At 75.7% G+C, this 17,925-nt stretch carries 18 protein-coding genes; 7 read left to right on the forward strand and 11 right to left on the reverse strand.

Annotation, left to right across the window (positions count from 1 at the left end):
- Window positions 1-263: 263 nt before the first annotated feature.
- Window positions 264-560 (forward strand): hypothetical protein, encoded by a 297-nt coding sequence (locus tag DMP17_RS40635; RefSeq protein ID WP_062397226.1) that lies wholly within the window; start codon window positions 264-266, stop codon window positions 558-560.
- Window positions 561-567: 7 nt separating this feature from the next.
- Here the strand turns inward: DMP17_RS40635 and DMP17_RS40640 are convergent, their stop codons facing one another.
- The 4 genes from DMP17_RS40640 to DMP17_RS40655 all read right to left on the reverse strand — a co-directional run bounded on the left by DMP17_RS40640 (window position 568) and on the right by DMP17_RS40655 (window position 6,205).
- Window positions 568-1,980 (reverse strand): phytoene desaturase family protein, encoded by a 1,413-nt coding sequence (locus DMP17_RS40640; RefSeq protein ID WP_337832335.1) that lies wholly within the window; start codon window positions 1,978-1,980, stop codon window positions 568-570.
- A 22-nt stretch (window positions 1,981-2,002) separates the two neighbouring features.
- On the reverse strand, window positions 2,003-2,773 hold the full coding sequence (locus tag DMP17_RS40645) for an SDR family NAD(P)-dependent oxidoreductase (RefSeq protein ID WP_226350157.1): 771 nt from the start codon (window positions 2,771-2,773) through the stop codon (window positions 2,003-2,005).
- 77 nt (window positions 2,774-2,850) lie between these two features.
- Window positions 2,851-4,650 carry a DUF3556 domain-containing protein gene (locus tag DMP17_RS40650; RefSeq protein ID WP_337832336.1) on the reverse strand — a complete coding sequence of 600 codons (1,800 nt, stop codon included), beginning with the start codon at window positions 4,648-4,650 and terminating at the stop codon, window positions 2,851-2,853.
- A gap of 112 nt (window positions 4,651-4,762) precedes the next feature.
- Window positions 4,763-6,205, reverse strand: a complete 1,443-nt coding sequence (locus DMP17_RS40655; protein WP_226350155.1) for a class I adenylate-forming enzyme family protein — start codon at window positions 6,203-6,205, stop codon at window positions 4,763-4,765.
- 167 nt (window positions 6,206-6,372) lie between these two features.
- Between DMP17_RS40655 and DMP17_RS40660 the strand changes: the two genes are divergently transcribed.
- Window positions 6,373-7,596, forward strand: a complete 1,224-nt coding sequence (locus DMP17_RS40660; protein ID WP_226350154.1) for a PucR family transcriptional regulator — start codon at window positions 6,373-6,375, stop codon at window positions 7,594-7,596.
- A 16-nt stretch (window positions 7,597-7,612) separates the two neighbouring features.
- Here DMP17_RS40660 and DMP17_RS40665 read toward each other — a convergent pair whose 3' ends face one another.
- Window positions 7,613-7,819 carry a hypothetical protein gene (locus DMP17_RS40665; RefSeq protein WP_062397236.1) on the reverse strand — a complete coding sequence of 69 codons (207 nt, stop codon included), beginning with the start codon at window positions 7,817-7,819 and terminating at the stop codon, window positions 7,613-7,615.
- Between the two features lie 172 nt (window positions 7,820-7,991).
- Complete coding sequence (locus tag DMP17_RS40670) at window positions 7,992-8,216, reverse strand: hypothetical protein (protein ID WP_337832337.1); 225 nt, start codon at window positions 8,214-8,216, stop codon at window positions 7,992-7,994.
- Between the two features lie 152 nt (window positions 8,217-8,368).
- Here DMP17_RS40670 and DMP17_RS40675 point away from each other — a divergent pair, with 152 nt between their 5' ends.
- From DMP17_RS40675 to DMP17_RS40685, 3 genes are all read left to right on the forward strand, one after another.
- Window positions 8,369-9,118, forward strand: coding sequence for a class I SAM-dependent methyltransferase (locus DMP17_RS40675; protein ID WP_337832338.1), 750 nt, complete (start codon window positions 8,369-8,371; stop codon window positions 9,116-9,118).
- A complete protein-coding gene (locus DMP17_RS40680) occupies window positions 9,115-10,608 on the forward strand; it encodes a 1,4-alpha-glucan branching protein domain-containing protein (protein WP_337832339.1) in 1,494 nt (497 codons plus the stop codon). Before DMP17_RS40675 ends, DMP17_RS40680 begins: the two co-directional genes overlap by 4 nt.
- Window positions 10,609-11,320: 712 nt before the next feature.
- Window positions 11,321-12,559, forward strand: a complete 1,239-nt coding sequence (locus DMP17_RS40685; protein ID WP_226367421.1) for a glycosyltransferase family 4 protein — start codon at window positions 11,321-11,323, stop codon at window positions 12,557-12,559.
- A gap of 6 nt (window positions 12,560-12,565) precedes the next feature.
- Here the strand turns inward: DMP17_RS40685 and DMP17_RS40690 are convergent, their stop codons facing one another.
- Window positions 12,566-13,285 (reverse strand): acyltransferase, encoded by a 720-nt coding sequence (locus DMP17_RS40690; protein ID WP_224401605.1) that lies wholly within the window; start codon window positions 13,283-13,285, stop codon window positions 12,566-12,568.
- An 80-nt stretch (window positions 13,286-13,365) separates the two neighbouring features.
- Between DMP17_RS40690 and DMP17_RS40695 the strand changes: the two genes are divergently transcribed.
- Window positions 13,366-13,569, forward strand: coding sequence for a hypothetical protein (locus DMP17_RS40695; protein WP_226350149.1), 204 nt, complete (start codon window positions 13,366-13,368; stop codon window positions 13,567-13,569).
- Between the two features lie 33 nt (window positions 13,570-13,602).
- On the forward strand, window positions 13,603-14,541 hold the full coding sequence (locus DMP17_RS40700; RefSeq protein ID WP_226350148.1) for a nucleoside hydrolase: 939 nt from the start codon (window positions 13,603-13,605) through the stop codon (window positions 14,539-14,541).
- A 5-nt stretch (window positions 14,542-14,546) separates the two neighbouring features.
- Here DMP17_RS40700 and DMP17_RS40705 read toward each other — a convergent pair whose 3' ends face one another.
- From DMP17_RS40705 to DMP17_RS40720, 4 genes are all read right to left on the reverse strand, one after another.
- Entirely contained in the window at window positions 14,547-15,998 is a 1,452-nt protein-coding gene (locus DMP17_RS40705; RefSeq protein ID WP_226350147.1) for a serine hydrolase domain-containing protein, read from the reverse strand.
- A gap of 11 nt (window positions 15,999-16,009) precedes the next feature.
- Complete coding sequence (locus tag DMP17_RS40710) at window positions 16,010-16,516, reverse strand: ArsR/SmtB family transcription factor (RefSeq protein WP_337832340.1); 507 nt, start codon at window positions 16,514-16,516, stop codon at window positions 16,010-16,012.
- 43 nt (window positions 16,517-16,559) lie between these two features.
- Window positions 16,560-17,222 (reverse strand): helix-turn-helix transcriptional regulator, encoded by a 663-nt coding sequence (locus DMP17_RS40715; protein ID WP_226350145.1) that lies wholly within the window; start codon window positions 17,220-17,222, stop codon window positions 16,560-16,562.
- A gap of 70 nt (window positions 17,223-17,292) precedes the next feature.
- Window positions 17,293-17,898: a DedA family protein gene (locus DMP17_RS40720; protein ID WP_226350144.1), complete on the reverse strand. Its 606-nt coding sequence runs from the start codon at window positions 17,896-17,898 to the stop codon at window positions 17,293-17,295.
- Window positions 17,899-17,925: the final 27 nt, after the last annotated feature.

Genomic DNA, 17,925 nt, shown 5'->3' on the forward strand with positions numbered 1-17,925 from the left:
ATCAGAGCGGGGGTGGGCCGCGGCGTCGCGCCCGTCGTAGCCGGTGACTCTGCCATTGCTCGTGCCGTAACGGCACGCCGTGCCACTGTGACGTTCATTGTTACCAACGAGTAGCGTCCCGGCAAACCGGGGCAGGTCGTGACCGTACTCACGCGCGGCCCTCCTCACCTGGTGCGCGCACGAGGTCACACGCCGCAACCCCTGATCGGGGGTCCGGTTTCGCTACCGTCGGCACCTCGCGCACTCGGCAGGAGGGAGCCGTCGTGCAGGTGACGGGGTTCGACGACCGTCTGGGGACCGGCTACGTGCTCAGCACGGGGCCGCACGCCGACGAGGACGTACCGGGCAGCCGGACCGTGGAGCACGGCGGTCGCACCGTCCGGGCCACCGACGGTCTGGCCGCGATGCTGGAGGACGCGCTGGTCCACCGGCCGACCACCCGTCTGGGGTGGGGCGGACCGGAGGTCCCGCTGACCCTGGAGGACGCGACGCTGCTGGCGTGGCTGCGCCAGGACATCGGCGGGGTGGTGGCCGTGAGCGGGGAGCCCGAACCCGTCTGACCCGCCCTCAGCGGCCCAGGTGGGCGAGCGCGCGACGCGCGGCGTGCGCGCCGCACATCCCGTGCGCACCCGGGCCGGGCGGCGTCGCGGCCGAGCAGAGGAAGTGGCCCGGCGCCCCCGTGTCGTAGGGCTGCAGCGTCGTCCGCGGCCCGAGCAGCAGCTGCCGCAGGTCCTTGGACCCGGTCAGGATGTTGCCGCCGACGAAGTTCGGGTTGCCCGCGAACGCGGCCGGGTCGGTGACCATCGTGCCCACGACCCGCTCCCGGAACCCGGGCGCGAACCGTTCGATCTGCGCGGTGACCGCCTCGGTGGCGTCGCCGGTGTACCCGCGGGGGACGTGCGCGTAGGCCCACACGGGGTGGACGTCGCCCGCCGACCGGGACGGGTCGGCCAGGTACTGCTGCCCGACCAGGACGAACGGCCGCTCCGGCATCCGGCCCGCGTGCACCTCGCGCTCGACGAGTGCGTTCTCCGCCGCCGACCCGACGACGTGCAGCGTCCCGGCCCGTCGCGCGTCGGGGTGCGTCCAGGGCACGCCGCCCGCCACCGCGTAGTCGACCTTGAACGCGGCCGGGCCGTGGCGGAAGCGCCGGTAGGCCCGCGCGACCCGCGCCGGCAGCCGATCCCCCAGCAGGGCGGGCAGCCGGTCCGGGCCGACGTCCCACACCACGACGTCCGACGGCGGCAGCTCGTCCGCCGACCGCACGTGCACCCCGGTCTCGACCTTCGCCCCGTGCTCGGCGAGCACCGCGGCGAGCGCGTCGGAGATCGCCCGCGACCCGCCCTCGGCGACGCCCCAGCCGTGCCGGTGCCCGGCGGTGAACAGGCCGAGCCCGATCGCCGAGGACAGCGGCCGGTTCAGGGGCCGGAACGCGTGCGACGCCGACCCCAGGAACAGCGCCCGCCCGCGCTCGGTGCGGAACGCCCTGGCCAGCACCTCCGCCGGGAGCACGGTGGGCGCACCGAACCGGGCCAGCAGCAGCGGGTGGCGCGGGATCCGCACGAGCGGGCCGAGGAAGTCCGGGGAGAAGGTGTCGTAGTCGCGCACCGGTCCGGTGAACAGCGCACGCCACAGCGCGCCGTCGGCCCCGAGGCCGGCCGCGGTATCGGCGACCGAGCGGACCAGGACGCCGGCGTCGCCGCCGTCGAGGGGGTGGGCGCAGTCGACCTCCGGCAGCCGCCACCGCAGCCCGTACCGGTCCAGGTCCAGCTCCTCGAGCACCGGCGAGCCGACGGCCATCGGGTGCACCGCCGAGCAGTGGTCGACCAGCAGCCCCGGGACGATCGCCTCCACCGTGCGGGTGCCGCCGCCGATCTCGTCGGCGGCCTCCAGCACGGTCACCGCCACCCCGGCGCGGGCCAGCACGGCCGCGGCCACGAGCCCGTTCGGCCCGGATCCGACGACGGTCGCGGTGGTCATGGCGTCCTCCTGGGGTACCGGGTCAGAGCAGCGACGCGTCGAGGCCGCCGTCGAGCACGAGCCCGCTGCCGGTGCAGAAGCGGGACCGGTCGCTCGCGAAGAAGAGCGCGGCCTCCGCGACGTCGTCGGGGGTGCCGTAGCCGCCCTGCTTCTGCTCGATCAGCCCGTCGAAACCACCGGCGGGCAGGCCGAGCGCGGCCTCGAAGCCGGGCCGGGCCGACGTCACCAGGTCGGTGTCGACGAAGCCCGGCAGCAACGCGTTGACCCGCACACCGTACGGCCGCAGCTCGGTCGCCGCGGTCCTGGTCAGGTTGACCACGCCGGCCTTGGCCGCGGCGTAGTGCCCGATCAGCGGGGAGCCCGCCGTCGCCGTGACCGAGGCGAGCGTGACGATCGTGCCGCCGCCGGAGGCGATGATCGCGGGCGCGGCGTAGCGGATCGAGAGGAAGACCCCGTCGAGGTTGACCGAGGTGACCTCCCGCCAGTCGGCGAGGCTCATCTCCAGCAGCGGCTGCGGACGCCCGACCCCGGCGTTGGGCACGAGGACGTGCAGCCCGCCGTGCCGCTCGACGGTGTGCGCGACGAGCTCCTGGACCTGCTCCTCGTCGCGGACGTCGCAGGACAGGTGCGTCGCGTCGGGGATCTCCTCCGCGGTGCGCCGCGCGGCGTCGCCGTCGATGTCGGAGACGACGACGGTCGCCCCCTCCTCGGCGAAGCGCCGGGCGATCGCGCGGCCGAGGCCCTTGCCCGCGCCGGTGACGAGCGCGACGCGGCCGTCCAGTGCGTCTCCCATGTCGTGTCCCTCTCGTCGTGTGGTGTCGCTCCGGCGGGACGGGCGGGCTGCGGTGTCTCCGCCCGTCCCGCCGGGTCTCAGGGGGTCGGGGCCTCGACGCCGTCGCCGGCCGTCGCCCGCTGCGGGGCGCGCCAGGTGACGGTCAGCGGGATCGGCCCGTTCGGCAGCCACGGCTGCTCGGCGACGGCGTCGGCGACCTTCCAGTACCCGCGCTCGACCACGCCGAGGGCGGCGTCGATCAGCTGGTAGTGCTGGACCGACGAGTGGATGGCCTGGGACTCCACCCAGCAGACGACGAACTCGCCGGGCGCGAACCCGATCCGCTTCTGCAGGGCGGCGATGAGCTGGGCGTCGTGCAGGTGGCCGTCGCCGAAGTTGAACCCGATGACGGAGTTGCAGCCGAACTCGGCCTCGCGGACGGTGCGGGAGTCCAGGTCGTCGAGCCGGGCGGCCAGGACCGAGAACAGGCCGCGGCCCTGGGAGTGCATCGACCGCCAGGCGATCGTCTGCTGCATGGTGACCTCGGCGACCGCCGGCGGGTAGCCCAGTGCCTGCAGCTGGTCGACCTGGTTGGTGGTGGGCCGGTGCGGCAGCCGGTTCAGCTTCTCCTCCGCGCCGGGGGTGAAGGTCCACAGCGCCGAGGCCCAGTTGCCGGCGTACTGGCGCATCGACGGCAGGAACGACACCAGGTCGGGTCGCAGGTTGCCCAGCACCGGGAAGAACGCCAGGCAGGCCACGATCGCGACGGTCAGCACCGGGGAGGACATGTCGCCGACGCCGAAGCCGTCGCCGTTGGGGAAGCCGAGGAACAGGAAGATCGCCAGGTAACCGAACAGGATGTTCCACTCCAGCGGCACCGCGAGCGGGAACGTCGAGGTGATGAACAGGTGGAACACCACCATCAGCACCACCCCGGCCAGGGTCAGCCGGTGGTCGGTCGAGAACAGCAGCACCAGCGGGGTGATGATCTCCACCGTCGTGCCGCCGACGTGGGCCATGAACGTCGCGAGCCGCGAGGGCCGCAGGTCGCCCGAGGCGTCCCGGTAGTGCGCCCGCTTGATCCACTTCGAGGGGATGCAGGGGCTGTTGGACACCATCGGCGGGATGACGTTGGTGAAGTGCCTGCCGAACTTCGACACGCCCGCACCGATCCACACCATGCAGATCAGCAGCTTCGCCGCGACGATCATGTCGACGAACGGCAGCGTCCCGAAGAACATCATCGCGGGCAGGTACTGCTCGCCGCGGGCGGCCAGGAAGATCGTCTTGTCGCGCAGGCCGCACAGGACCAACAGCACGATCGGCGCGATCATCAGCCACGGCGCGACCAGCCCGGAGGTGTTGTCGGGCAGCACCGCCGACAGCGACGCGCTCGGCACGCCGGGCAGCACCACCGCGGTCAGCAGCGAGGCGACCAGGCCCAGGTAGAGCACGACGTCGAGCACGGTGCGGGTGTCGCCGTCGGTACCGGGGACGGCCTTCCACGGGCGGAGCCGGATGGTGCCGGGGCGGGCCCAGAACAGGATGCCGCCGGTCATCGGCCTGAACTTGCCCGCGATCGGCCCCCAGGACCCGGCGACGCCGACGACCTCCAGCAGCACCGTCCAGAGCACCAGCTTCTGGTAGACGACCGGCTGGTCCCACCAGCCCGACACCTCCCAGAACGGGCCGACGCCGGAGGTCCAGGTGATCAGCGCGGTCCCGATGACGCCGTAGAGGACCAGCAGCTTCACGACGTAGGTCGTCGGGATCATCTTCGGCGACCCGAAGCCGTACTGCGTCCAGTGCAGGGCGAGCGCCTTGGTCCGCTCGAACAACGGCCTGTCGAGGAAGGTGTCGAGATCGACCGGGGGGAAGTCCCCCGTCTTGAACCCCATCGTTCGGTCCTCTCCGGTGGAAACGTTCGGTGGCCGTCCGCGGGCGGTGTCCGGGCAGGACGGCTCCCCCGCCGGACCGTGCGGGTCCGCGGGAGATCGGTGGGTGCCGGGGTCAGCCGGCGGGGACGGGCGCGCGCCGCAGCGCGGGTTTGTCGACCTTGCCGACGGCGTTGCGCGGCAGGGTGCCGACGAGCGCGATCCGGGTGGGGACCTTGATGCGGGCGAGCCGCTGCGCGCAGTGCGCCGCGAGGTCCTCCGGCGTCGCGGCGACGCCGGGGCGCAGGACGACGTGGGCGACCGGGACCTCGCCGAGGACCGGGTCGGGCACGCCGACCACAGCGGCCTCGTGCACGGCGGGGTGGGCGTACAGCGCGTTCTCGATCTCCTGGGGGTAGAGGTTCTCCCCGCCCCGGATGATCATGTCCTTGATCCGGTCGACCAGGACGAGGTAGCCGTCGTCGTCGAAGCGGCCGACGTCGCCGGTGTGCAGCCAGCCGTCGCGGATCGTCTCGGCGGTGGCCTCGGGCAGGTTCAGGTAGCCGCGCATCACGTTGGGCCCGGAGACGACGACCTCGCCGGGGCCGTCGTCGACGAGCCGGCCCTCGGGGTCCATCAGCGCGACCCGCTGACCGGGCAGCGGCAGCCCGACGGTGCCGGGCTTGCGGAGGCCGTCCCACGGGTTGATCGTCGAGGCGCAGGTGCCCTCGGACAGGCCGTAGCCCTCCACCAGCGGCACCTGGAAGCGCTCCTCGAAGCGGGCGACGAGCTCGGCGGGCATCGGCGCGGCCCCGCAGATCACCCGGCGCAGCGAAGAGGTGTCGGCCTCGCGCGCGGGCAGCGCGGTGAGCATGGCGTAGATCGCCGGGACGGCGGAGAAGTAGGTGGGCCGGACCCGGGCGACGGTGTCGAGGAAGGTCTCGGCGCGGAACCGGCCGGCGATGGTGGTGCGGCCCCCGGCGAGCAGCGGCGACAGCACCGAGACGGTGATGCCGTTGACGTGGAACAGCGGCAGCACGAGCAGGCTGTGGTCGTCGGCGCCGAGACCGATCCCGGCGATGACCATCCCGCACATCGCGCGGACGTTCGCGTGGTCGAGCACGACGCCCTTGGGGCGCCCGGTGGTGCCGCTGGTGTAGATCAGCAGGGCGGTCGCGTCGTCGTCGGTGACCGGGTCGGGTGCGGCGGCCGGGTCCCCGGCCAGCTCGGCGACGTCCAGGGTCACCAGCGGCGAGGCCGCCCGCTCCCCCACGACGACGACCGCCCCCGAGTCGGTGATCTGGTGGCCCGCCTCGTCGGCGGTCAGCGCGGGGTTCACCGGGGTTACGGCCGCGCCGAGCCGCCAGGCCGCGAACAACGTCACCACGAGCTCGACGCGGTTGGGCAGCACGACGGCGACGACGTCGCCCGCCCCGGTCCCCGCAGCGTGCAGCGCGCCCGCCGCCGCGGCGACGGCGGCGGCGAACCCGGCGTTGTCGAGCGCGCGGTGCTCGTCGGCGAGACAGGGCGCCTCCGGCGCGGTGCGCGCCCGTTCCCGCGGCAGCACGGCGATGTGCATCGGACTCCCCCTCGGCGTCGTCGGAACCGGTGTGGGGGAAACGTAGGTCCGCGGTGTGACCGACACCATGTACGTCGATCACGAATCGTGGCGGGCCCGTTGTGCCGGGGACACAACGCGTCGTACCCGCCGGCCCGGGGACCGGCCGACCCGCTAGCGTCGCGCGGGTGTCCGCCCACGTCGACGAGGTCGTGGCGGCCGTCGCCCGCGACGTCGAGGCCCGGCTGCCCGAGCTGACGACCGCGATGACCGACTGGTTCGTCGAGGTCATCCCCGAGTTCCGGCACGACGAGACGCTGCGCAGGCTGATGGTCGCGAGCACCTCGGCGAACCTCGTCGCGATCATGGACATGCTCGTCCACTCGATCCCGATGGACCGCATCACGGTGCCGCCCGCGGCCGCCGAGTACGCCCGCCGGTTCGCCCAGCACGACCTGTCGCTGGAGGCGCTGCTGCGGGCCTACCGGCTCGGCGAGCAGATGTTCGCGCAGTGGGCGCTGGACGCGCTGCGGGCCGGGCCGCACCACGGGGACCCGGACGTGCTCGACGCGGTGTCGGTGCTGAGCGAACGCACGAACCGCTACATCGACGAGGTCATCGCCGGGCTCATCGACATCTACGAGGCCGAGCGGCGGCGGTGGAGCACCCGGTCCGGGGCGGGGCTGGCGACCCGGGTCCGGATGGTGCTCGACACCGACCCGCTGACCGACGCGGCCGCCTCGGAGCTGCTGGGGATCCCGGTGACCGGCCGGCACACCGCGGCGCTGGTGTGGACCCCCGCGTCCGGCGACGGCCCCGCCGACGGGCACGCGCTGCAGGCCGGGGCCCGGCTGCTCTACGAGGCGTCCGGGCGGACCCCGCTGACGGTGCTCGCCGACAGCCGCACGCTGTGGGCGTGGCTGTCCGGGCCCGACGAGGTGCGGCTGGACGTCGGCCTGCTCCGCGACCGGCTCCCGGCCGGGGTGCGGATCGCCGTCGGCGGGTCGGCTGCCGGGATCGACGGGTTCCGCGGCTCGCTCGCCGAGGCGCAGCGGGCCCGTGCGGTCGCCGAGACCGCCGAGGACCGGCCCGCGGTCGTCCGGTTCGACGACGTCGCCGTCGCCGCACTGCTCACCGACCGGTCCGAGGACCTGCGCCGCTGGGTCGCCCGCACCCTGTCCGGCCTGACCGCCGACGAGCCCGGCACCGACCAGCTGCGCGAGACGCTGCGGGTGTTCCTGGCCGCCGGGGGCAGCTACATCCAGGCCGCGGCCCGGCTGCACCTGCACAAGAACACGGTGCACTACCGGGTGCGCAAGGCCGAGGAGCTGCTCGGGCGCCCGGTCGGGGAGGACCGGCTGCAGGTCGAGGTGGCGTTGCTGGCGGCGTCGCTGCTGCGGGGACGGCTGTAGTTCCGCCCGCCCTCGCTCAGCTCACGCGGCGGCCGGGCGGGGGCTCGGCGTGGACGCGGTCCTCCTCGGGCACGACCATCGACAGCACCTCGCCGAGGGCCTCGTCGTCCATCGCGCGCGGCTCGACCGGCTCGTCGCCGAGCACACCCGACACCACCCAGGACCCGGACCGCCCGGTGATGGTGAGCGACAGCGTCTCGTTCTCGTCCGCCGGATCGTTCATCCTGGGCTCCTCTCGGCACGACGCCGTCGGCGTCACCCCTGGCCCGCACGGGCCCGGGGAACGGCGGATACCCGTCGGTGGGCAGTTGATACCCGTCCGGGGACCGACCGCACGCCGACCGGCACGAACCGTGCGCCGACCGCGAACCGGACGTGCGCGACCGGACTGCAGCTCAGCCCGGGTGACGGCGGCCGGGCGCGGGCGCCGGGCACGCGGGACCGTGCGCGGCCGACGGTGCCACCGGCAGCATCGCCCACAGCATCTCGGCGAGCGCGCCGTCGTCCAACCCCTTGAGCGGCAGCGGTTCCCGGCCGAGCACACCCGACACCAGCCAGGATCCGCTACGGCCGGTGATGGTCAGCGTCACCGTGTCCTCGTCGGTCGCGATGTCGGTCATGTGTCCCCCTCCGTCGTGCCTGGCGGGATGTCAGTCGGGCTCCACATCATCAGACGTCCGTGGTGACACTGCGTTGCCCCGCGTCGACGAGCGGTAGCGCACGCGAGGGGACCGGTGCGAACTCCCCCCGACGGGCGTGGTGAAGTCGGTGGGTGACCAGCAGCCTGCCCCTCACCGGAGAGCGCACCGTCCCGGGCATCAGCCACGAGAACTACTGGTTCCGCCGCCACGAGGTGGTCTACGCGGCCATCGCCGCCGACTGCTCGGGCGTCGCCGTGCTGGAGGCCGGCTGCGGCGAGGGCTACGGCGCCGACCTGCTCGCCGGGGCCGCCGGCTCGGTGCTGGCGCTGGACTACGACGAGACGACCGTGACCCACGTCCGGGCCCGCTACCCGCGGGTGGGCGTGGCCCGGGCCAACCTGGTGGCGCTGCCGGTGCCCGACGGGAGCGTCGACGTCGTCGTGTCGTTGCAGGTCATCGAGCACCTGTGGGAGCAGGAGCGGTTCCTGCGCGAGTGCAGGCGGGTGCTGCGCCCCGGCGGGCGGCTCATGGTGTCGACGCCGAACCGGATCACCTTCTCCCCCGGCCGGGACACCCCGCTCAACCCGTTCCACACCCGCGAGCTCGACCCGCGCGAGCTGGCCGGCCTGGTCGACGACGCCGGGTTCGGCCGTGTCGTCGTGCAGGGGCTGCACCACGGTCCGCGGCTGCGCGAGCTCGACGCCCGCCACGGTGGCCTGATCGAGGCGCAGACCCGGCTGGCGCTGTCCGGGGAGCCGTGGCCGCATGCGCTGGCCGTCGACGTCGCCGGGGTGCGGTGCTCGGACTTCGTGCTGCGCACCGGCGACCACGCCGACCTCGACGCCTCGCTCGACCTGCTGGTCACGGCGACCCGGCCGTGAGCGGCGCGCCCGTCGGGACGTTCTGCCTCGTCCTGCACTCGCACCTGCCGCTGCTGGCCCGGCACGGCCGGTGGCCGGTCGGCGAGGAGTGGCTCTACCAGTCCTGGGCGCACTCCTACCTGCCCGTCGTCGCGACGCTGCGGGAGCTGGCCGAGGAGGGCCGCACCGGGCTGGCCACCCTCGGGGTGACGCCGGTGCTGGCCGCGCAGCTCGACGACCCGCACTGCCTGCGCGGGGTGCACGACTGGCTCGGCGGGTGGACGCTGCGCGCGCACTCGGCGGCGGGCCGCCTGCCGGACCTGGCCGCGCACGAGCACCGGGTGTCGACGACGGCGACGGCCGAGTTCGAGCGGCACTGGCGCCACGGCGGGTCGCCCGCGCTGCGCCGGCTGCGCGACTCCGGCGCCGTCGAGCTGCTGGGCGGGCCGGCCGCGCACCCGTTCCAGCCGCTGCTCGACCCGCGGGTGCGGGCGTTCTCGCTGCACGCCGGGCTCGACGACCACGCCCTGCGCCTGGGCGCCCGGCCGGCCGGGATCTGGGCGCCCGAGTGCGGCTTCGCACCCGGGATGGAGCACGACTACGCCGCCGCCGGGGTGCGCCGCTTCCTCGTCGACGGCCCCGCGCTGCGCGGCGACACCGCGTTCGCCCGGCCGGTCGGGACCTCCGACGTCGTGTGCGTCGGCCGCGACCTGGAGATCACCTACCGGGTGTGGTCGCCCCGCAAGGGCTACCCCGGCTCGGCCGAGTACCGCGACTTCCACACCTGGGACCACGAGTCCGGCCTCAAGCCGGCGCGGGTCACCGGACGGCGGGTACCGACCGAGCGGAAGAAGCCCTACGACCCCGCGCTCGCCGCCCGCGCCGTCTCCCGCGACGCCGACGACTTCGTCGACACCGTCGTCGCGCGCCTGACCGCGCTGCGTGCCGAGCGCGGCCGCCCGGCGCTGACCGTCGCCGCGTTCGACACCGAGCTGTTCGGGCACTGGTGGCACGAGGGACCTGCCTGGCTGGCCGCCGTGCTCCGCAGGCTGCCCGAGGCCGGGGTCGCCGTGCGCACCCTCGGCGACGCCGTCGACGACGGTCTGGTCGGCGACCCGGTCGACCTGCGGGAGTCGTCCTGGGGCTCGGGCAAGGACTGGCGGGTCTGGTCCGGGCCGCAGGTCGCCGACCTGGTCGCGCGGAACGCCGAGGTCCAGTCCGACCTGCTCGCCGCCCCGCTGCCCGGACCCGTCCGGGACCCGCTGGCCGACCTGCTCGCCGACCAGGCGCTGCACGCCCTGTCCAGCGACTGGGCGTTCATGGTCAGCAAGGACTCCGCCGCCGGGTACGCCCGCTCCCGCGCCGACCTGCACGCCGGACGGGTGGCGGAGCTGTCCGAGCTGCTGCGCGCCGGGCGGCGGCGGGCCGCACAGCGCCGGGTCGCGGCCTGGGCGGACGCGCCGCTGCCGACCTTCGGACACGTGGACGCCCGGGACCTGGGACGGGTCTGACCGCGAACTCGCTTACCGGGTAAGCGGATTCGGTGGGGTCGGGGTCGGGGTCGGTGGGGCACCGGCCCCGGACGCCCCGCGCCACGGATCCCGCCCCGCGCCACGGATCCCGCCCCGCCAGGCGCGGCTCGCGACCACCCGCGCCATCGCCTCCGCTGCGCCAGGCGCGGCTCACGGCCGCCCGCGCCATCGCTCCCGTTCCGCCGGGCGCGGCGTGGCGATCACACGGTGTGGCGACCTGCCGCCCGGCGCGGCGACCGCCGCGCGGGGTGCCGCGCAACGGGGCGGGGTGCCGCGCAACGGGCCTCTGCTCCCACCGGCGTGGCCTCCCGGCCGCGCCGGGGCGGCGCGACACCGCCGGACGTGGCACCCGATCGCACGATGTGGCTACCTGTCGCCGGGCGCGGCGACCGCCGGGCGGGGTGCCACGCGACGGGGCGGGGTGCCACGCAACGGGCCCCCCACCCGACCCCCGTGCCACGTCCCACCGGCCGGCCGATGGACGCGGCCGCATCCGGAGAACGCGCTCCCGATCGGACGCGCGTTCTCCCAACCCCCGCGCGTCGACGGTTCGGCGCGGGACGCCGGCGCGACGCGACCGGGTGCCGCGGCGGGTCGAGCGGGCGCGGCTGGGCGGAGGTCGGTGCGATAGGCACGGTGGGCACGGCGCCCCGGGGGTTACCGCCGGTCCGGCATTTGTCAGGATCTAGCGATGCGGGTGCTGATGGTCAGCTGGGAGTTCCCGCCGGTCGTCGTCGGCGGGCTGGGCCGGCACGTGCACGCGCTGTCCCGCGAGCTCGTCGCGGCCGGGCACGAGGTCGTCGTGCTGTCCCGGGCCCCCACCGGCACCGACGCCGAGACCCACCCGACCCGCGCCGAGACCGTCGACGGGGTGCGGGTGCTGCGGGTGGCCGAGGACCCGCCGGAGCTGGAGTTCGCCACCGACCTGGTCGCGTGGACGCTCGCGATGGGGCACGCGATGCTGCGCCACGCGCTGACCGCACTGCTGCCGGGCTGGCGGCCGGACGTCGTGCACGCCCACGACTGGCTCGTCGCGCACCCGTCGATCGCGCTCGCCGACGTCCTCGGGGTCCCGCTGGTCGCGACCGTGCACGCCACCGAAGCGGGACGGCACTCCGGCTGGCTGCCGGGGCCGCTGAACCGGCAGGTGCACTCCACCGAGTGGTGGCTCGCGCAGCGCGCGGACGAGGTCATCACCTGCTCCGGCGCGATGCGCACCGAGGTGTCGGCACTGCACGACCTCGACCCGGCCGCCGTCCACGTGGTGCACAACGGCATCGACCCGCGTCGCTGGCGGTCCCGCGCCGCCGCCCCCGCGCACGCCGGCGACGGGCCGCGGATCGTCTACTTCGGACGTCTGGAGTACGAGAAGGGCGTCCAGGACCTGATCGCGGCGCTGCCCCGGATCCGGCGGCGGCACCGCGGGACCCGGCTGCTCGTCGCCGGGAGCGGGACGCAGCAGGAGATGCTGGCCGAGCGCGCGGCGCGGCACCGGGTGACGCGTTCGGTGACCTTCCTCGGCCACCTGCCCGACGGCGAGCTGACCGCCCTGCTGCGCGGCGCGGACGCCGTCGTGCTGCCGAGCCGCTACGAGCCGTTCGGGATCGTCGCGCTGGAGGCCGCCGCGGTGGGCGCGACGCTCGTCGCCTCGACCGCGGGCGGGCTCGGCGAGCTGGTCCGCGACGGCGAGACCGGCCTCGGGTTCACCCCCGGCGACGTCCCCGGGATCGCCGACGCCGTCGACCGCGCGCTGGCCGACCCGGCCGCCGCCCGCCGCCGGGCCCGCGCGGCCCGGGCCCGGCTGCGCACCGACTTCGCCTGGCCGGTCATCGCCGGGCACACCGCCCGCATCTACGCCGGCGCCACCGCGGCCGGGCCGCGGGAGCTCCCCCGCCCGAAGATCCCCACCGGGAACCTGTTCGACGCCTGAGCCGGCTCAGGCCCGGTCGAGCCGCGCCTGCAGGGCCCGGTCGGCCTTGCGTGCCATGTCCGCGACCGCGGCGCGCTCGGCGGCGGCGGCCTCGTAGTCGGCCCGCCGGTCGCGCACCACCCGGGCCGGGGTCCCGACGGCGATCGACTCCGCGGGGATGTCCCCCCGCGCGACCGCGTGCGCCCCGAGCACGCTGCCCGGGCCGATCCGGGTGCCGCGCAGCACCGAGGTCTTCACCCCGAGCCAGCAGCCCTCGCCGATCCGGACCGGCGACTTCACGATGCCCTGGTCCTTGATCGGGCGCCGGACGTCCTCGGTGCGGTGGTCGAAGTCGGTGACGTAGACCCAGTCGGCGACGAGCGTCGTCGCGCCGATCTCGACGTCGAGGTAGCAGTTGACGGTGTTGTCCCGGCCGAACACGACCTTGTCACCGATCCGCATCGAGCCCTCGTGGCAGCGCAGCGCGGTGCCGTCGCCGATGTGCACCCAGCGGCCGATCTCGAGCCGGCCGAACCCGGGGCGGGCCTCGATCGTCACGTCCTTGCCGAGGAACACCATCCCGCGCAGCACGACGTGCGGGTGCCGCAGCCGCAGCTTCGCCAGCCGCCAGTACCGCCGCAGGTACCAGGGGCTGTACGCGCGGTGGCGCAGGATCCAGCGCAGCGAGGTGAGGCTGAACAGCTTCGCCTGCTCCGGGTCGGCGTCGGGGATCGGCGGACGTCGCACCCGTCAGACCCTAGGCGTGTGCACCCTTGCGGCGCCGGGTACCTCCCGGGGACCACGTCCCCCATCCGAGAGGTCCGCCCGTGAGCGACCACCGCCAGCCCGACGACGGCACCGACGTCGGTACCGACGAACTGACCTCCGGAGGCGGCGGCACCTCCCGCGCCGACACCGACAAGGCGGGCAACCCCCGCCCCGACGCGACGACCGACGACTCCGGAGCGACCGGAGCGGCCGCCCGCGAGGTCGAGGCCGAGAACGAGGACGAGCCCACCCGCAGCGAGTGATCCCCCCGGCGGGCCGGTCGTAGGCTCGCCGGTGTGCCCCGCCCGTTGATCATCTCGACCGACCCCGGTGTCGACGACGCCGTCGCGCTCGTGCTGGCCCTGCGCAGTCCCGAGGTGGACGTCCGGGCCGTCGTCGCCACGTTCGGCAACGTCGGCCTGGACGCCACCCTGCCCAACGCCGGACGGCTGCTCGCCCTCGCCGGACGCCCGGACGTCCCGCTGGGGGGCGGCGCCGCCCGGCCGCTGGTGCACCGGCGCGAGCAGCGGGCCGGGCACGTGCACGGCTCCGACGGGCTCGGCGGGCGCGCCGCGGCGCTGCCGGAGCCGGTCGCGCCGGTGGCCGGGGCCGGGGTCGCCCTGATGGCGCGGGTACTGGAGGAGGCGACCGAGCCGGTCACGATCGCCTCGATCGGCCCGCTCACCGACACCGCGATCCTGCTGGCCGCCCGCCCGGACCTGGTGGGGCGGATCGAGCGGGTCGTCGTCATGGGCGGAGCGATCGGCGGCGGGAACGTCACCGGTGCCGCCGAGTTCAACGTCCACGCCGACCCGGAGGCCGCGCACCGCGTCCTGGCCCAGGACCCCGGCGAGGGCTCCGTGCCGGTCGCGCTGGTGCCGCTGGAGACCACGCTGGGCTGTGCCGCGGGCCCGGAGTGGGTCGCCGCACTGGGCGACGCCGACCCGGTCGGCGCCGAGCTGGCCGCGATGATCGCCCCCTACATGCGGTTCTACCAGGAACGCTACGGCCGCGACGCCGTCGCCCTGCACGACGCGACGGCGCTGCTGGAGTGCGTCGCACCCGGCTCGCTGACCCCGACGCCGACGGCGCTGACCGTGGACACCGGGTTCGGCCCGGCCCGCGGGGCGACCGTGCCCGCCGGACCCGGCACCCGCCCGGTGGACGTGCTGTCCGCGCCCGACGTGCCGGCCGTCCTCGACGCGGCGCTGGCCCGGCTCACCGCGCACCCGTAGCGGGCTCAGCCCGCCCACACCGCCGCGGCGAGCAGCAGGACGGAGACCACGAGCCCACCCCAGGCCGTGACGGCGCGCCGCGGCGGGACCGTCGGGAGCTCCCGGCCGCGCAGCACCGCGACCACCAGGGCCGCCGCGGCCGGGGCGAGCGCCAGGCCCCAGACCCAGCCGCCGACCGTCGCCCACGGGCCGCGGTTCCACAGCAGCACCAGCCCGAACGCCGCCGTCAGCAGGCCGTCGGCGATCGGCAGGCGCGCGCCCGCCCGGACCGCGCGACGCAGCGCGAGCAGCGAGAACAGCGCGGCGATGCCGACCGGCACCCAGACCAGCGGGTGCGGGGCGTCCTCGGACGGCGGCGTGCCGAACAGCAGTGCCGCGGCGACCGGCTCGACCCCGGCCGTGGTGTCGCCGAGGACGACCACGGCCCGCCCGGTCTCGCGGTCGAGGGCGAGCATGCTGCGGAACCCGCCGGTCCCGCCGTTGTGCCAGACGAACGGGTGCCGGGCGCCGTCCCCGCCGGTGGCCGTGCTGGTGACCCAGATCCAGCCGATCGAGGTGTCGGGGTCGTCCTGCGCGGTCGGGGTCAGCGCCGCGGTCCCCGGTGCGACGCCGGTGAGCTGGGCCTGCGCCCAGCGCGCCAGGTCGTCGGCGGTGGAGAACGTGGAGCTCCCGGCGGGCAGGTAGCCCTCGCCGGACCAGCGCGGTGCCGGGCGGCCGTTGTCGAGGTGGCCGGGCACCGCGTCCGGCGGGATCTGCGCGTCGGTGGCGGCGAAGGTCGTCGCGGTCATGCCGAGCGGACCGGTGATCCGGTCCCGGACCAGGGCCGGGTAGTCCGTGGCGCCCGCCGCGCGGACGAGCGCCGTCCCGAGCAGGGCGACCCCGAAGTTCGAGTAGGTGGGGGGCTGCTGCGGCTCGACGGGGGCGCTGCGGGCGTCGTCGATCAGCTGCGCGGTCGTCGTCGACAGGTAGGGGTTGCCGTTGACCGCCCGCGCGGCCAGGGCGCCCGTGGCGGCGGTGGCGCCCAACGGCGGCAGGCCGGAGCGGTGCTGGGCGATCGACCCGAGGGTCACCCCGCCCGCCGAGGTGCCCGCCAGCTCCCCGAGCACGCGGTCGAGGCGCTCGTCCGGGCGGACCTCGCCGCGGGTCACGGCGTCGGCGAACAGCGCGGCGGTGAAGGTCTTGGTGACCGACCCGATCTCGAACGGCGCCCCGGGGGCGGCGGGGCCGAGTGCGGCGGTGGTGACCGCCGTCGGCGTGACCTCGGCGACGGCGAGCGACCGCAGGCCGCCGAGCGGGCCGGCGGCGGCCCGGACCCGGTCGGCCAGGGCCGGGTCCCCGGCGCCCTGCGGGCCGAGCCGCTGGCGATCCGGGCCGGCGAGTGCCCCGACGAGCACGGCCAGCACGGCGACGACGGCCGCGACGATCCCGATCCGGTGCCCGGTGACGGAGGTGGTCATGACGGTTCCCCTCATCGGTGCGCGGCCAGGACGGTGACGAGCAGCGGGACGACCCGGGCGGCCGGGACCTCGTAGTGGCCGCGCCGGGTCGAGGCCAGCCAGCCGGCGGCGACGAGCTGGCGCAGGTGGTGGTGCAGCTGCCCGGTCGTGCCCACCGAGGGTTGTTCCAGCAGCTCGGCGGTGCTGTGCACGCCACCCAGCACGTGCTGCAGGATCGCGAGCCGCGCGGGGTGGGCGAGCGCGTCGAGGGTCGCGCTCAGCTCGGACCAGTCGGCGTCGAGCAGGACCTCGCTCGGGCGGGCGTACTGCCAGCGGACGGTGCCCTCGTCGCCGGGGAGCCCGACGCTGCCGGCCATCAGCACCGCGCCGGGGCTGCGGGCCTCCAGCTCGGTCAGCGCCCAGAGGGCGCCGTCCGCGGGCGCCGCCGCCGGGGTGTCCCCGCCGGTCGGGCGGAGTGCGTCCTGCAGGTCCGCGACGGCCTGTTCGACGGCGCGCAGCCGCTCCTCGATCTCGCTCATGCCCCCAAAGTACGGAAGTACGTGGAAACGCACAAACGACGGTTCAGGCGAGTCCGTACTCGATGGCGTGCCGGACGAGGGCCGCGCGGCCGGGCACCTCGAACTTGCGCAGCAGCCGCTGCACGTGGTTCTCGACCGTGCGCGGGGACAGCACGAGCCGGGCCGCGATCTGTTTGGCGGTGAGCCCCTCGACCACCAGCCGCAGCACCTCGGACTCGCGCGGGCTGAGCTCCGGTACCGCGTGCGTGGGGGCCGCGACCGACTCCAGGACGACGTCGGCCAGCCCCGGGGAGAACGCGGGACGCCCGGCGGCGGCTGCGGCGGCGACGGCGGCCAGCTCCCGGGGGTCGGCACTGGTCGCGACGCCGGTCGCGCCCGCCCGTACCGCGTCGAGCACCCGGGCGTGGTCGGCGACCGCACCGGCGACGGCGAGCACCGCCGCGTCCGGCACCCGGGCGAGCACGGCGGCGATCACCGCGGGCGCCACACCCTCGGGGCCGGTCAGGTCGACCAGGACCAGACCGGGCCGGGCGCGGTCGACCGCGGCCGCGGCCCCCTCGGCGGGCGCGGGCGGCACGTGGGCCACGACCTCGACCCCCGGCGGCACCACCGGCCGCCCCACCGCCACCGCCGAGACCCGGTCGCCGTCGTCGTGCACGTCCTCAGTTCTCCCCGCCCCGTTCGTCCGGACGGCCCAGCTTGCCATGTGCCGCAGCACAGTAGGCCGTCCGAACGGCGCGGAACCCGCCGGTTCGACGCGACGGGTCGGGCGGGCGTCAGACCGCGACGACGGGGCGGCGCAGCCGCAGCAGCGCCTTGGCCGCTGCCGCCGCGGAGGCGACGAGCGCCGCGAGGACGACCCCGGCGAGCACCGACATCAGCGGGTCGCCGTGCGTGATCGGCCCGACCAATACGCCGATGCCGGTCATCCAGGTGCTCCACACCAGCGCGCTCGCGACGGTCGCGGGCAGGAACGCGCGCAGCGGCAGCCGGACCCGGCCGGCCGCGGACACGCTCGCCAGCCGTCCGCCGGGCAGCAGCCGGGTCGCGACCAGCGCGGCGACCGGCCGGCGGTGCAGGTGGCGGCGGACCCAGGCGCCGATCCCGTCGCCGCGACGGGCGCCCCGGACGACCGAGTTGGAGCTGCGTCCGGCGCCGTAGAGCACCGCGTCGCCGAGCAGGGACCCGACCACCGCGGCGCCGAACAGGGCCGCGATCCGCCACCGGTCGCCGTCCGCCAGTGCGGCGGCCGTGGCGCTGAACAGCACCGGCTCGCTCGGCAGGAACGGGAACGGCCCGTCGCACATCACGGCGACGGCGAGCAGGGGCACCAGCCAGGGGCTCTGGAGCAGGTACCCAATCAGGGCGCTCGGGTCGGTCACGGGCTCTCCGGAGGTCGAGCGGCGGGG

This window comes from Pseudonocardia sp. TMWB2A (assembly GCF_017312135.1).

Excerpts from the sequence above, each read along its gene's own strand:
- DMP17_RS40665 (WP_062397236.1), bottom strand. The coding sequence starts at position 7,819 with ATGAACGATCCGGCGGACGAGAACGAGACGCTGTCGCTCACCATCACC.
- DMP17_RS40710 (WP_337832340.1), bottom strand. The coding sequence starts at position 16,516 with ATGAGCGAGATCGAGGAGCGGCTGCGCGCCGTCGAACAGGCCGTCGCG.
- DMP17_RS40645 (WP_226350157.1), bottom strand. The coding sequence starts at position 2,773 with ATGGGAGACGCACTGGACGGCCGCGTCGCGCTCGTCACCGGCGCGGGC.
- DMP17_RS40650 (WP_337832336.1), bottom strand. The coding sequence starts at position 4,650 with ATGGGGTTCAAGACGGGGGACTTCCCCCCGGTCGATCTCGACACCTTC.
- DMP17_RS40715 (WP_226350145.1), bottom strand. The coding sequence starts at position 17,222 with ATGGCAAGCTGGGCCGTCCGGACGAACGGGGCGGGGAGAACTGAGGAC.
- DMP17_RS40655 (WP_226350155.1), bottom strand. The coding sequence starts at position 6,205 with ATGCACATCGCCGTGCTGCCGCGGGAACGGGCGCGCACCGCGCCGGAG.
- DMP17_RS40670 (WP_337832337.1), bottom strand. The coding sequence starts at position 8,216 with ATGACCGACATCGCGACCGACGAGGACACGGTGACGCTGACCATCACC.
- DMP17_RS40705 (WP_226350147.1), bottom strand. The coding sequence starts at position 15,998 with ATGACCACCTCCGTCACCGGGCACCGGATCGGGATCGTCGCGGCCGTC.
- DMP17_RS40685 (WP_226367421.1), top strand. The coding sequence starts at position 11,321 with ATGCGGGTGCTGATGGTCAGCTGGGAGTTCCCGCCGGTCGTCGTCGGC.
- DMP17_RS40640 (WP_337832335.1), bottom strand. The coding sequence starts at position 1,980 with ATGACCACCGCGACCGTCGTCGGATCCGGGCCGAACGGGCTCGTGGCC.